Annotated in this window: 11 protein-coding genes; all 11 read right to left on the bottom strand. The window is 67.4% G+C overall.

Features of this window, described 5'->3' with window-relative positions; all coding sequences use genetic code 11:
• Positions 1–3: 3 nt before the first annotated feature.
• Complete coding sequence (locus I4X03_RS06130) at positions 4–1,092, bottom strand: NAD/NADP octopine/nopaline dehydrogenase family protein (protein WP_223467154.1); 1,089 nt, start codon at positions 1,090–1,092, stop codon at positions 4–6.
• Positions 1,093–1,196: 104 nt separating this feature from the next.
• Positions 1,197–2,051, bottom strand: coding sequence for a beta-1,6-N-acetylglucosaminyltransferase (locus I4X03_RS06125; protein WP_223467152.1), 855 nt, complete (start codon positions 2,049–2,051; stop codon positions 1,197–1,199).
• Between the two features lie 119 nt (positions 2,052–2,170).
• The gene (locus tag I4X03_RS06120; RefSeq protein WP_223467150.1) at positions 2,171–4,417 is read right to left on the bottom strand and encodes a heparinase II/III domain-containing protein; all 2,247 of its coding nucleotides are present in this window, start codon (positions 4,415–4,417) and stop codon (positions 2,171–2,173) included.
• Between the two features lie 276 nt (positions 4,418–4,693).
• Complete coding sequence (locus I4X03_RS06115) at positions 4,694–5,446, bottom strand: glycosyltransferase family 2 protein (RefSeq protein ID WP_223467148.1); 753 nt, start codon at positions 5,444–5,446, stop codon at positions 4,694–4,696.
• Positions 5,436–6,650, bottom strand: a complete 1,215-nt coding sequence (locus tag I4X03_RS06110; protein WP_223467146.1) for a glycosyltransferase family 4 protein — start codon at positions 6,648–6,650, stop codon at positions 5,436–5,438. Before I4X03_RS06110 ends, I4X03_RS06115 begins: the two co-directional genes overlap by 11 nt.
• Entirely contained in the window at positions 6,647–8,170 is a 1,524-nt protein-coding gene (locus I4X03_RS06105; RefSeq protein ID WP_223467144.1) for an oligosaccharide flippase family protein, read from the bottom strand. Before I4X03_RS06105 ends, I4X03_RS06110 begins: the two co-directional genes overlap by 4 nt.
• Positions 8,171–8,201: 31 nt before the next feature.
• Positions 8,202–9,665, bottom strand: coding sequence for an O-antigen ligase family protein (locus I4X03_RS06100; protein ID WP_223467142.1), 1,464 nt, complete (start codon positions 9,663–9,665; stop codon positions 8,202–8,204).
• Positions 9,665–10,369, bottom strand: coding sequence for an exosortase-associated protein EpsI, B-type (gene epsI / locus I4X03_RS06095; protein ID WP_223467140.1), 705 nt, complete (start codon positions 10,367–10,369; stop codon positions 9,665–9,667). Before epsI ends, I4X03_RS06100 begins: the two co-directional genes overlap by 1 nt.
• Complete coding sequence (xrtB, locus tag I4X03_RS06090) at positions 10,366–11,277, bottom strand: exosortase B (protein ID WP_223467138.1); 912 nt, start codon at positions 11,275–11,277, stop codon at positions 10,366–10,368. The genes epsI and xrtB overlap by 4 nt, the downstream gene beginning before the upstream one ends.
• Positions 11,277–12,092, bottom strand: coding sequence for a chain length determinant protein tyrosine kinase EpsG (gene epsG, locus I4X03_RS06085; protein WP_223467581.1), 816 nt, complete (start codon positions 12,090–12,092; stop codon positions 11,277–11,279). Before epsG ends, xrtB begins: the two co-directional genes overlap by 1 nt.
• 124 nt (positions 12,093–12,216) lie before the next feature.
• Positions 12,217–13,629 carry a chain length determinant protein EpsF gene (gene epsF, locus I4X03_RS06080; RefSeq protein ID WP_223467136.1) on the bottom strand — a complete coding sequence of 471 codons (1,413 nt, stop codon included), beginning with the start codon at positions 13,627–13,629 and terminating at the stop codon, positions 12,217–12,219.
• Between the last annotated feature and the right edge of the window lie 5 nt (positions 13,630–13,634).

Genomic DNA, 13,634 nt, shown 5'->3' with positions numbered 1-13,634 from the left:
GCGCTATCCGTTGATGGTGCGGTGGAATTCGGCCGCCGTCAGGTGCCCCAGGCCGAGGCTGGCCAGGGTGCGCGCCCCGGCGCCGAAGTCGCGCCCGAGCAGGCCGCCGGCGATGACGATCAGCGCGTCGGCCACCGGCGTCGGCACCTCCATCAGCCTGCCGATCGAGGACATCAGCGCCAGCCCCATCGGCACGTCTTCGGTGATGAAGCGGGTGTCGAGGCTGGCCGGCCCCTTCGGGCCGCCCTCTTGCGCATAGCGGCGGAACACCGACAGCGGCTCCTGTGCCAGGTCTTGTTCGTTGCGGAAGCGGCACTCGTCGAAATACGGCGAGGGCTTGCCGCCGGTGGCGGCGATGACGGCGTTTTTTTCGGCGTCGAGCCGGGCAAGCAGGCGCAGCACGGATGGCGTGAAGGCTTCGCGGTACATCCAGAAGTCGCCGCGCGCGTATTCGATGCGGCTGGCCGAAAGCAAGGTGCCGATGGTGTGGACGATCAGGTTCGGGTTGTGCAGCGCCGATTCGACCACGTTGGTGCGGGTGGCAACATAGGTGGGAAACAGGCGCGCGGCGCGCGCCAGGCCTTCGGCGCCGCGCGCGCGCGGCACGAACGCCAGCGCGTTGCGGGTGTTGCGGAACAGGATGGTGACGGCGCCGGGCGCCGCCAGGCGCGCGTCGTACGGCAGGCTTTCGCCTTCGGCCAGCAGGAAGCCGGCGCTGGCCTGCCACGGCAGGAAATGGCAGGAACCCATGTAGCCCGGGGCCAGCAGCACCAGCTGGCCGGCCGCTAGACGGGGGCCGATCAGCGCGGCGATACGCGCATGGCACTGGGTCTGGGTGGTGACGATGATGGCCTCGGGCGCGACCGCGAACGCTGCGTCCGGATCGCGCGTGGCCAGCGCGATGGGGGCGCTTTGGACCGCGCCGCCGGCGTTGCCGGCCACGCTGATGGTGCCGCTGGCGCACACGGCATCGAAGTTCTCATCGTGCATGGACCGCGATGTTTTAAGCATCGCCACGCGGTGCCCGTCCAGCGCCAGCAAGGCGCCCAGTGCGCATCCGGCATTGCCGGCCCCGACCATCAATACATTCATCGCCCCTCCCCGCCAGGCATGCCGGCATCGCATGACTCGACGATGCCAGCGCGCGGCTTGCCGGGCTTGCGCTGGCTCAGTCGTGCCGGACGGCGCGTGCGGAACTAATTACGGTCTTGCCGCAAGCGCTCCAGCAGCGGCAGCAGGCCGGCGCTGCCGGCGGCGTCGAGCTTGCGGCAGAACTGCGCGCCGGAGCGGGCAATCTCGTCGAAGTCGCCGGCGTCGAGGATCTTCGGGTTGCGCGCCCCGCCGTCGGGCCAGCGGATGAAGCGGAAATTGTTGGAGACGACGCGGGACGCGAACGGCGAATCCATCACCAGGGTCTGGAAAAACATTTCGTCGGGACAGGCCACGGTGCGGAAGTACGCCTCGATAGACGGCTGCGCCTGGATGCGCTGGAGGATCATCTCGATGCATGGGCGGCTGAGCGCCCACCAGCACGAGCCGCCGAACGGACGCATGCCGGCGGCCATCGCGCGGCGCCAGCCGAGCGCGCGCATCGATCGCAGCAACAGCTTGCCGGCAAGCCTGGCGAGGCGCCCGCCGCGCGGCCAGTGGAAGTACTGGTAGCGCTCCTGGCACGCCCAGCCCTGCGGCCCGATCGCCGCGCATTCGAGCAGTTCGCTGCCGCGCGCCGCGTCGAGCGCGGCGATCAGGGCCTCGTTCGACAGCAAGGGGTAATCCTGGGCGCTGATGAACACGACCTTGTCGAACGCCGGCACGGCGGCGACGATCTCGGCCAGCGAGTTGAGGGTGGCACGCACCTGGCTCCAGTCGCCCCAGTGCACCGCGATGCGCCGGCGGACCTGGCGCGCGCGCGGGTCGATGCGCGCCACATCGAGCGCCGACTTGGCGTCGACATGGACGTACAGGATCAAGCCGTCGTGCGCCAGCTGCCCTACCAGCGCATTGAGCTGGCCGAGGTCCTTGTGGGCGTGGATCAGGATGACCTGTTTCATCGGCATCGCAAACGCATGGCATCCCTGGGCAAAAAAAATGTCCTCCCGTTAGCGCAAGCGCGGACGGAAGGACAATGTTCCCGCCAGCACCGGGCGCACCCGGCGTCGACGATGTTACCTTAATTGAGCGTAATCGACTGCGCCCCAACCGTCACCGTGCGCGTGGCCGAGGCGCCGCTGCCGTTGGTGGTGACGCTCATCGCCGGGCGTTTGCAGCCGACGTCGAGCACCACCAGGAACTCGGTCAGCACGGTGGCGGCGCCGGCCTGCACGAAGGCGCCGTGGTCTTCCACGGTACCTGGCTTGGGCGCCGCGCCGATGCGCTTTTCCCACGCCGCGCCGCCCAGCGAACGCACGCACACCGACTGGCCGTTGATCGCCACCTTGACGTTCTTGGCATCCTCGACGACGAAGGCGATCGGCGCATGCATGTTGAATTCATACTTGCGCGCAACTGCCGAGCTGAGCTTGTCGCGGATGACCACGGCGTTCTGGTTGCGCAGGTACCACAGCTGGCGCTTGGCCTGGGTCAGCTGCGGGCCGTAGGCCAGCTGGGCGTCGCCCTCGGCGAAGTCGTAGGTCGGCTGGGCGGCGAAGCCGGTGATGCGGCCGTTGCGCTGCAAGGTCTCGCGATAGCCGTCGACCAGCTGGCCGACGCCGTTGTCGAAGGTGATCGTGTTCTGCGACTTGCTCTGGTGGTACCAGTCCTTCCAGTACGGCGAGCCGTACCAGTCGTACCAGCCGGCCTTGGTCAGCAGCGGCTGGCCGGCGACCGACAGCAGGAAGGCGTTCTGGTCGCCGTGGCTATGGTTGAACGAGCCGTACGGGCTGGACTTGAAGTACACCGAGGTGCGGCCGGATGAACCGATGTCGCTGTGCATCGCCGCCCAGCCGATGCTCGGGTAGTAGGCGGAGTTCGACGGCGGCGACAGGAAACTGGTGTGGGCAACCGGCAGCGGATACGGCGCTTGCAGCAGGCTGAGCGAATCTTCCAGGCCGCCCAGGCCCTTGACGTACCAGGCCGCGCGCGGCGAGACCAGGCGCGAGGCGAAGGCGCGGAACACGCGGGTGTCGGGCTTTTGCTCGGAACCGTCGCCAAACGAGTGCTTGTTCGAGCCAGGCGGCGTGAACTGGGTGGCGAAGTCGAGGAAGCCCAGGGTCCAGGGCTTGGCGTAGAAGTTGACGCCGGTCGCCTGCGACAGCGGGTCCCACAGCGCGACCAGGTAGCCGGCCGTGTATTCGGCGTAGGCGGTGCCGTTGGCGTAGCCGCCTTCCGGTCCGCTCCATGGCGACGGGCTGTTGGCGTAGGCGCGGAACGAGAAGTCGAACCACTTCTGGGCATCGGGAATATCGCCCAGCGACAGGCTCGAGATCAGCACCATGAACACCAGGCTGGTGTTGGCGTGCGAGTCGAACGGGTACTGGTCGAGGCGGCCGTTGTCGCCCGCCAGGTTGGCATAGATCTCGTTCGAGCGCAGCGTGACGGTGGACAGCCACCTGGCCTTGCGGGTGGCGTCGAGGTTGCCGGCCAGGATGTCGACCGCCTTGATCAAGGACAGCGCGATCTGGCGCGTGGCCTGGTCCTGGTTGACATAGCTGGTCGGGCCCTTGAGGTTGAGCGCGGCGAGCTGGTCGCCCTTGCGCAGCGCTTCATCGAGGAACATCTTGTCGCCCTTGATGCGGTAGACCAGCGCGGCCGCTTCCAGCTGGCGGCTCGCTTCATTGATGCGCTGGCGAATGTCGGTCTGCTGGGCCGCCATTGCCGCCGTCAGCGGCGAGGTGATGACCAGCGGCCAGCGGTTGTCCGACAACAGCGGCAGCGCGGTGATCTGCAGCTTGACTTCATTGGCCAGGCGGCTCGAGTACGCCTCCAGGTCGGTCTTCTTGGCCGTGTTCCAGGTCGAGAACGGGGTCACGGTATGGGGCAGCGAGCGCGGGCGCGGCTTGGCCAGGATGCGCGCGCGCAGCGTGGCATTGTCGGGCACTTCGAAGACGGTCGAGCGCGCGGTGATCGAGAACGGGCGCTGGGCCGACCAGTCGTTCGAGGTGGCCGGACGCACGCGCCAGGTGTAGTTGCCCTGCGCCAGCGCCTTGGTCGGCAGGAACCAGTTGCGGTCGACGATGGCGCGGATCGGCGTGGCCGAGCCCTGGGCCAGGATTTCGATCTCGTACTGGGCCGGACCGGCCGGATGGCGGGCCCAGGTGAAACCAGGCGGGTTTTGCGGCTGGATCTGGTAGTCGCGCGGCGCGGCCTGGATCACCAGCGGGTCGGCTGACTGGGCCCAGTCGGCGCGCGCCGTGAGGCTGGCGCCGAGCAGTGCGGCGATGGCGGCGGCGCGGACGATTCGGTGCGAATGATGTTTCATGAAACTAACTCCGATAAAAATGACATGCTGCGGGTTCGCTGCGGCGCACGATCCACTGTACGCGATTGTTAAATCGCCGAGTCCGCTTTAGCCTGGAGTCATAGTACCGCAAAATAAATTTCAGTGAGGCAATTTTCTCATTCAAGCCCATGATTATGCAAGGTTTCCGCGCCTACGCAACACCCTTTGACTGCCTGTCAATTGATCAAAAAACAGCAAGATCGTCGCGCCGCCAAGCTTAAGATATTGAACAGATATTTAACAATTCACCCAGTACTATGCCTCCTGCCGTAACTGGCGCATGCGTTTCAGGTAGCGCAGGCAGTACACGCCGAAGGCCAGCGGCGCCTTGCCAAGATGGCGGCGGCGCACGCTGAACTCTTCCTGGCGCGCCTTGATCCGGTTGGCCGACGACAGGCTGCCGGCGTGGTCGCGGAACACCGTGAAGGTGCGCCCCACCATCGACGGCCGGGCGAGCGCGCCCAGCCGCAGCCACAAGTCGATGTCCATCGCGTACGTCAGGCGTTCGTCGAACAGCCCTACCCGGTCGAAGGCGGCCTTGCGCACGAACACCGCCGGATGCGGCACGAAAGCCTTGCCGGCGGCCAGCGCGCGGTAGCTGAACGGGTGCATCGGGTGCGGCCGGTGCAGCACGCCCTCCTTCAGCACCCGGATGTTGCCGAACAGCCAGTCGACCTTGTCGACGGCGAAGCGTTCCGCCACGGTGGCAAGCACATCGCTGCAAAAGTAGTAGTCGTCCGAGTGAAGGTGCGCGATGTAGTCGCCGCTGGCGTGGCGGATGCCCTCGTTCATGGCGTGGCTGATGCCGCCCTGGACGTCGCGCAACAACCGCTTGTTGCCAGGATAAGCGTCGATCAGGTCGAGCGTGGCGTCGGTGGAGCCGCCGTCGACAAAGATATGCTCGACGTCTTGCCAGGTCTGGGCCGCCACCGACGCGAGCGTGTCGCCCAGCGTGGCGGCGCTGTTCCAGGTGCAGGTGACGATGGTGAAGGTGGGTTTATTCAGCATAGAAATCCAGTAGTGTCGGAATCACTTGCAGGGCATCGGCGCCGAACGACTGCGCCGGCGCCAGCACCAGCGGCGCGGCGGCCAGCTGGAGCAGCAGCTTGTCAACCAGTTCGCGCATGGTCGCGCCCAGTTGCAGCTGTCCGGGATAACGCTGGTAGCCGGCCAATTCGGGGGTGCCGCCGCGCGCCAGCGCCAGGCAGGCCTTGCCCAGCGCCAGCGCTTCCAGCACGGTGGTGCTGCACGCCTCTTCGCATACCGACGGCACCACGCACACCTGGCTGCGCACCGCCAGCGCGATGGCCTCGTCGTATTCTTTCCAGCCGAGGAAGCGGATGGCGGGCCTGGCGTATGCCGCGGCCAGCGCCGCGCGCCCGGGGCCGTCGCCGACGATCAGCAGCTGCGCGTGCGGCGGCAGCCGCGGCGCCGCTTCGGCGAGGAACTCGGCGAAACCCTTGCCGGCGTCGATGCGCCCGACCAGCATCACCTGTCCCCGGTTGACGTCGCCCGCGGCGGCGCGGCTGTGGCGCGCCAGGCGCGCATAGTCGATGAAGTTGTGGATCACGCGGCTGTGCGACAGGTCGGCGCCAGGCACCGCGCGCAGGAACTGGCGGCGCAGGAACTCGGACACGAAGATGGTCTTCTGGCGCCCGAACGAGGCGGCGGCGCCGCCGCGGTAGCCGCGTACGGCCAGCGCCGTGACCGACTTGCGGATCGGCCCGGCGCTGGCGGAAATACATGCCGAGCAATCTTGCGCAACGACCGTCGTGCATACCGCGCCGGCGCGGAAACGCAGGTGGGTCAGGCATTCGCTGCCCTGGTCGTGGCGGGTCTGCACGAAATTGATGCCCGGCTGCAGGTACAACCCGGTCATCGGCAAGTGGCCGTGGTAGTGCACCACATCGTAGCCGCCGGCATGGTCATCGATGGCGCGGGCGATCTTGGTGGCGAAGTAAGGCCGCTTGAGCGGATTGAAGACGCCGAGCTGCAATTCCTTCCAGCCCGGGCGCGCGTAGTCGAAGCCGGGGATCAGGCGTCCGTGGAAGCCGATCTGGGCCGCGCCGGCGCCGGGGCCGCGGTCGTTGCGGCCCAGGATGTCGACGTGGTGCCCCTGCGCAATCAGGCTGTTGGACAAGGTCACGACGTGCTTGCCCAGCCCGCCGATCTGCGCGCCGGGCAAGTCTTCGGACACCATCAGGATCTTCAAGCCGGCTTCCCCCGCGTGTGGCCGAGCGCCTTCTTGAGCTTGCGCCAGGCGGCCTCGCGGTCGCCGCGCTCGATGACGAACAGCATGCCGTGCGCAAACAGCAGCGCCATGGTGGCCATCAGCAGCCAGGCGAAATTCGACACGGTCGGCGCCAGCCGCTCGCCCAGCAGGTGCGCGCCCAGCGCGATGGCGGAAACCCCGGTCAGGGCCGGGAAATAGCTGTGCACCAGCAAGTCGCGCAGCGAGGTGCGCACGGTGCGGCCGTGGACGAAACCCAGGAAGGCGATGGTGAACAGCACCGACGCGGCCAGGTGGGCCCAGGCGGCGCCATCGATGCCGCCCAGGCGCACGCCGAGATAGACGATCACCAGCCCGGTGCAGGCGCGCGCAACCGCGAACAGGCCCGACACGCGCGGGTGCCCCATGCCGTCGTTGACCAGGGATGGCAGGCTGGTCAGCGAGTCGATGAACTGCGACATCGCCATCACGGCCAGCACCAGCGCGCCGTTGCGGGCGAAATCGGGGTTCATCCAGTAACGCAGGACCGGTTCGGCGAATACCGCGACCAGCACCAGGATCGCCGCGTTGAGGAACACCACGTAGCGGTTGGCGGTCAGGTACAGGCGGTTCAGGCGCTCGAACTCGCCGCCGGCGGCCAGCGCGCTGGCCGCCGGAAACAGCACCCCCGACAGCCGGTAGGTCAGGCCGAGGATGCGGTTGGCCAGGGTGGCGGCGACGGTGAAATAGGCCAGTCCGGTGACGCCGACCAGCGCGCCGATGATCAGCTTGTCGGCATGGGCGTAGGACAGCGAGGCGAAGCGCGACAGGAACGAGTACGCGCTAAAGCCCAGCAGTTCGCGGCGCACCTGCGCGCCGGCCCAGCGGAACGCCAGCGCCGGCAGCAAGCTGCGGATCGCGCGCCACAGGATCAGGCAATGGACGCCGCTGGCGGCCACGCGCAGCAGGACCACTTCGAACAGCCCGTAGCCGAGCATCAGCACCGCGACCGTCAGCAGGGGCACCAGCGTTCCGAAGACCATTTCGATGCGGCTGGAGATGTCGTAGCGCATCAGCGCCTGCGGGACGCTTTGCAGGTAGGTCTGCAGCTGGCCGAGCAAGAAGCCAAGCGCGGCCAGCCGCAAGGTGGCGAGCGCTTCGGGCACGAGGGCCGGCGGCACGGCAAACACGTCGTTGATGAAATAGCTGGCGCCGAAGAACAGGCCGAGTCCGCCCAGCAAACCTATCAGCGCGTACACGATGATGCCGAAGAACAGGGTCTGGTTGATCTTGTCGCGGTCCGCGCGCGCATTGTGCTCGGCGATGAACTTGACCGAGCCGGCAGTGACGTTGATGTCGATCACGGCGAAGTAGCCGACGATCGCCGTGACCAGCGAATACATGCCGTAGCCGGCCTCGCCCAGCCCCTTGACGACCAGCGGCACGGTGCCCAGCGCGACCAGCGCCGGCACCACCGCGCCCATCAGGTTCGACATCGCGTTACGCATCAGGCGCAGGTTCATGGCGGTTGCCTGCTGTCGAAGGGCGCGGCCCTCATTGCCTCACCAGCCCGGCGCCGCCGAAGCGCAGCGGCGCGGCCGCCGGCGCCGTCTTCGCCGCCGCTGTGCCGGCCATCGCGAGATACGGCAGCGCCATGCAGAACGCCAGCAGCTGGGTGGTGCGCAGCTGCGGCACGGGGGTGCCGATCAGGAAGTCGGGCAGCATGAAGGCGATGCCGGCCAGCCCGGCGGTACCCAGGCCGACCAGCTCGGGCGGCAGCTGGCGCAGCGCGCGCCGCGTGAACGCATAGAAGGCGAACGCCAGGCCGAGGAACAGCGCCAGCCCCAGCAGGCCGCTCTTGAGCGTCAGGTGCAGCACCCCGCTGTGGATGAAGGTGCCGCCGTCGGGGCCGGACTGCCAGCTGATCCGATGAAAGCCGGTGTACCGGCCCCACGAGCCGATGCCGGTGATCGGGTTCGACAAGAAATCGGCCAGCGCGTACTTCAGTTCCAGCACCCGCTCGCTTTCGGCGCCGAAGCGGCGCGAGCCCATGTCGTAGAAGAAGCGCTCGATGCCGCCGCCGGTGGCGCCCTTGGTCTGCGACAGGCGCCGGATCGCGACGAACAGCACGGCGGCGCCGGCGGCCGGCAGCCCGAACAGCAGCATTTGGGTGCGCCGCGCCAGCGGGAAGCGCAAGGCGACGACGACCAGCGCCAGCAGCAGTCCGATCCAGGCGGTGCGGCGGTACGACAGCACGATGCAGGCGCTGGTGGCGAGCACGGTGGCCCACTCGACGCTGCGCCACCAGCGCGACCCATGGGCCTGGCCGACCTGGAACAGGTTGACCGCGGCGATCGCCAGGGCGATCGCGCACAGCAGGCTGTCGTTGATGTCGAAGAAGGTCAGCTTGATCTTGATCGCGTTCATGTTCGCGTAGACATTGTTCGGGTCACCGCCGCCGAGGGCCCAGCGCGCCAGGCCGTAGCTGGCCCGCCCCAGGCCCATCAGCATCACGAAGCGCGACAGCTCGATCACATGGGCGCGCGTGCGGAACGACAGCAGCAGCAGGGAAATCAGCGGCGCCATCCACACGATGTTGGAGAATCCCGACGGCGCCAGCGCGTCGCGCAGCTTGACGTCGAGGAAAAAGGCGGTCACCACGTGCAGCGCCAGCAGCGCGGCCCAGCCCCAGAACCAGGGAATCAGGTTGCAGGGCTGCACCGGCTGGCGCGAAAACGTGGCCGCCACGCGCGCGCAGCACCAGGCGCCCAGCAGGTACCACAGCAGCAGCGGGAAATACAGCAAGCCGGAACCGCGGCCGTAGATATTCCCGCCGGACATCAGGGCGAGGTTGCCGTAGGTCGAGGAGTTAAACAGGAAGAACACGCCGAGATAGGCGTAGGCCAGCATGCGCGGCTGCACCAGGCCGATCCCGATGCCCACCACCGACAATAGCGCCATCGCCAGCACGACGATGAACGGCAGCGCGGTCAACACATACTGCAGTAGCGAATCCATCAGCGCGCGGCCGTGCGCTCGGCGCTGGCTGCCCCGATCAGGCGCACCCGGTCGCGGCCGCCGACCACGCCCAGCATGTCCTTGATAAAGCGGTCCTGCACCCGGTAGGCCGCTGCCGGGCTTGGCCCGATGGTCGACACCCGCACCAGCATGCCGTCCGGGATCTTGCCTGACAGCCCGTAGGCGAAGCGCTGCATCTTTTGCTCGATGCCCGACTTGATGGCCTTGTCGCCGACCGTGATCCAGTACGTGATCGGTTCGTTGCGGGCATTCTGCCTGGCGACCAGGCGCTTGACCGGCACGATGCCGTGCCCGGTATCGAGCGACTCGTTGCGCGCGTCGAGCATGTCGAAGCCCTGCGCCACGTAGCACACTTCGGGCAGGTGGATCTGCAGCGCGCGGCTCTGGTCGCCGCCGTAGGCGATCGACAGCATCACGCGCTGGCCGTCGCGGTCGACGTAAGTGCGCGACAAGGTCTGGTCGTAGATTTTTTCCAGCAGCTCTTGCTGCTCGGGGTCGGCCTGCAGCGGCACGATCGAGGCGTCGACCTGCCAGTCGCCGAACGCGGCCGGGATCATCGTCTCCAGCTGGAACTTGCCCTGCTGTTCGGCCAGCCTGACGGTGGGCGTCAGCGCGCCCGTCAGCGCCGACGCGCTGACCATCGCGGCGGCCAGCACCACGCTGGCGAGGACGCGGCGGTTCATGCCGTCCCCCGCGCCGGCGCGGATGGCCCCTGCCTGCGGCGGATGATCCACTGCAGCAGCGTATCCATGCCCAGGATCAGCACCAGCGCCGTGATGAACAGCACCATGCCGGCAAAGCCGTGCAGGAAGCCCTGGCCGGCGGCGTCGCCAAAGTAATAGGTGATCAGGGTCAGCGTGATCACGCGGATCACGTTGGCCGCGAACGAGATCGGGATGATCAGCACCGCCAGCGCAATGTTGCGAAACGCCGAAGGGTGGCGGACCAGGTTCAGGTAGAACAGGCCCAGCGCTTCCAGGGTCAGCAGGGTTTGCAGGCCGGCGCAGGCGTCCGCCACCAGCAGCTGGTACTGGCCGATCTGCAGGATCACGCCGGAACGGCTGATCGGATAGCCGGCCATGAACAGCAGGTTCTCGGTCACGTAGGACACCGCCATCTTCATCGGCATCGTCACCATCGCGACAAATTCGGCCGGCAGCGGCACCATGAACAGCAGGAAGAAGAACGGGAACCACAGCACCTTGAGCGCGCGCGCGCCACGCTTGACCAGCAGCACGGCGGCGGGCACCAGCACGATCGACATCACTTCGAGCATCAGGATGTTCTGCGAGCGTCCGAACATATACAGCAGCAAGCCGATGGCCAGCAGCGGCCAGCCGGTCCAGGAGCTGTCGCCAGGGTTGGTGGCGGCCAGCATCTCGGGCCACTTGCGCCAGGTCAGCCAGGCGAACAGCGCGAAGATGATCGGGCCGTGGCCTTGTTCCTCGGTGCCCCAGGCGCCGGTGGCCAGGCGGTGGAAGGTCGGCACGAACAGCACCAGCAGCCCCACCACGACCGGCAGCCACTCGGGCATCGCGGCGCGGGCGCGCTCCAGGTCGAAGCGCATGCCACGCTGTACGTGCGCGCTCATCAGAAGTCCACCACCACCGAACCGATCACTTCGGCGCCGGCCTGCGCCATCTGTTCGGCCATCCGGCTGACGCTGGAGATGCGGGTGCGGTCCTTGCGCGCGACCAGCAGCACGCCGCCGGCGCGGCTGGCCACGGCCAGCGCGTCGACGCCCTTGGAGAACGGCGGCACGTCGTACAGCACGACGTCGTAGCGCGACTCGAGCTGGGTATTGAGGGCGCGGAACGAGGCGCGCGCCAGCAGTTCTTGCGGATTCGGCGGCAAGGTGCCGGCCGGCAGCACCGACAGGTCGACGAAGGAAGGAATGCGCTGCACCACGTCGAGATCGGCGCGTCCGGCCAGCAGGTCCGACAAGCCCTGGCGCCCCTTCAGGTCGAAGATCTCGTGCTGGCAAGGATGGCGCAAGTTGGCATCGACCAGCAAGGTCTGTTCGCCCAGCTGCGAAAACACCACCGCCAGGTTGGCCGCGAACTGGCTCACGCCATCGCCCTCGCCCACGCCGGCGATGGCCAGCGCGCGCCGCCCGCGCGCGAACCAGCGCAGCATCAGCTGGCTGCGCACCGCGCGCAGCGCTTCGACCTGCGGCGAGAACGGCTCGAACGCGGCCACCAGGTTGGGCGAGAAATTGGCTTCGCCGCGCTGCAGGTAGGGATACTCGAACTGGCGCGCCAGCACTTGCTGGATATCCGCCTCGGTGACCAGCCCGAGGCGCTGGGCCGCTTCGCCAAAGCGGATGCCCAGTTCCTTCTGCATGCGCAGCACGCGCTCGGCGTTTTCGGCGCTGAGCTTGCCCGAGTCGAGCAGCATCGCCCCCATGCTGGCGGTCTCGGGCGCCGGGCGCTCCCCCCCGGGACGGTCGGCCGGAGGAAAGATGTGATGATGGTCGGGCGCTGGCGTCGCCGCCGATAGCACTGGAGAGTTCATGGTCTGGTCCGTCCCTTTAGTTCAAGCGCAACCGGCGCGGATTCAACAGGTTCTTCAGTCCCGCGCGCTCGTGGCGGCGCGGTGGATTCCATTCGATCGTGCCGAGCACCGGAATGCCGAGCGCCTCTTTCAGGTCGCCCGGCGAGCGGATCGGACGGTTGAGCATTTCGGCCAGCAGCGCGATGGCGACCCCGAGGATGGTGCCCAGCAGCAGCGACACCAGCGTATTGAACAGCACGCGCGGGCCGTCCGCGGCCATCGGCGGCGTGGCCGGATTGAGCACCGAGATATCGGACTGTTCCGACTGGCCCTCGATGCGCGTCTGCGACAGGCGCTGCGAGGTGGTGTCGAAGGCGCGCTGGGCGCTCTCGACGTCCTTGAGCAGCACGCCCAGCTCGTCGCGCGCGCGGTTAAGCTCAAGCACCTTGATCTTTTGCGCCGCCACCGCGCTGCGCAATTCGTTCTCGCGCTGGCGCAGCACTTCGGCGTTGTTGCTGACGCTGGAGGACACGTTCGACACGATGCCGTTGAGCTGGCGGCGCAGCTGGTCGACTTCGGCCTTCGAGGCGACATATTGCGGGTGGTTGCGCGCCAGCCGCTGGCCCATCTCGGCCAGTTTCGACTCGGCCATGCTGAGCGAGACGCGCAGGCTCTGCACCATCGCGTTGTTGGCCACGTCGGGCGAGCTGCCGCCGGCGCCGTTGGCCATGCGCTCGCGCGAGCCGGCCTCGATCGACTGCGACTGCGACGCCACCATCTGGGCCGACAGGTCGTTCAGGCGCGACAGCTCGACATCGACCCGGTTGTTGTCGAGGCTGACGATGCCCTTCTCCTGCTGGTACTTCGACAGCCGCGCCTGCGCCGCTTCGAGGTTGTCGCGCAGCTGCTTGGTCTGGCCGTCGAAATACGTGGTGGCCTTTTTCATCGGTTCGGTTTTCAGCTGCACCGACAGCTTCTGGTATTCATCGGCGAAGGCATTGGCCACCGCCGCAACGAAGGTCGGGTCGGCGCCCTTGAACGAAATTTCCAGCACGCTCGATTCGCGCGAGGGCACGATCTCTAGCTTGCGCAGCAACAGCTCGGCCAGCCAATCCTGCACCGTGCCGCGGCCGTCGGAGGCGTCGTTGAACTGCTGCACGACGGCCGGGCTGCTGGCCAGCTTGAGCTGGTCGACCACGCGCAGCGCGACGTTTTTGCTGCTGATGATGTCGATTTGCGTGGCCATGTAGCCCGGCAGCAGCTGGCCGGGCATGGTCAGCCCGGTCAGCGGATCGATGCCCTTGTAATTCAACAGCACGGAGGCGGTCGCCTTGTAGGTCTTTGCCTGGAGCAGGCTGTAGCCCAGGGTCAGCAGCAGCGTGGCGGCCAGCACCGCCAGGATCAGCTTTTTACGCGCCAGCAGGATCAGCAAGAATTGGTGGACATTCATGGTTG

Source organism: Massilia soli (assembly GCF_016809835.1).
Lineage (GTDB): Bacteria > Pseudomonadota > Gammaproteobacteria > Burkholderiales > Burkholderiaceae_D > Telluria_A > Telluria_A soli.
Note: the sequence above shows the minus strand (reverse complement) of the source record. Positions and strands in the feature narration are given on the sequence as shown.

What these genes read in the sequence shown, in the direction of transcription:
- I4X03_RS06130 (WP_223467154.1), bottom strand. Translation starts at nt 1,092, where the DNA reads ATGAATGTATTGATGGTCGGGGCCGGCAATGCCGGATGCGCACTGGGC.
- I4X03_RS06125 (WP_223467152.1), bottom strand. Translation starts at nt 2,051, where the DNA reads ATGAAACAGGTCATCCTGATCCACGCCCACAAGGACCTCGGCCAGCTC.
- I4X03_RS06120 (WP_223467150.1), bottom strand. Translation starts at nt 4,417, where the DNA reads ATGAAACATCATTCGCACCGAATCGTCCGCGCCGCCGCCATCGCCGCA.
- I4X03_RS06115 (WP_223467148.1), bottom strand. Translation starts at nt 5,446, where the DNA reads ATGCTGAATAAACCCACCTTCACCATCGTCACCTGCACCTGGAACAGC.
- I4X03_RS06105 (WP_223467144.1), bottom strand. Translation starts at nt 8,170, where the DNA reads ATGAACCTGCGCCTGATGCGTAACGCGATGTCGAACCTGATGGGCGCG.
- I4X03_RS06100 (WP_223467142.1), bottom strand. Translation starts at nt 9,665, where the DNA reads ATGGATTCGCTACTGCAGTATGTGTTGACCGCGCTGCCGTTCATCGTC.
- epsI (WP_223467140.1), bottom strand. Translation starts at nt 10,369, where the DNA reads ATGAACCGCCGCGTCCTCGCCAGCGTGGTGCTGGCCGCCGCGATGGTC.
- xrtB (WP_223467138.1), bottom strand. Translation starts at nt 11,277, where the DNA reads ATGAGCGCGCACGTACAGCGTGGCATGCGCTTCGACCTGGAGCGCGCC.
- epsG (WP_223467581.1), bottom strand. Translation starts at nt 12,092, where the DNA reads ATGGGGGCGATGCTGCTCGACTCGGGCAAGCTCAGCGCCGAAAACGCC.
- epsF (WP_223467136.1), bottom strand. Translation starts at nt 13,629, where the DNA reads ATGAATGTCCACCAATTCTTGCTGATCCTGCTGGCGCGTAAAAAGCTG.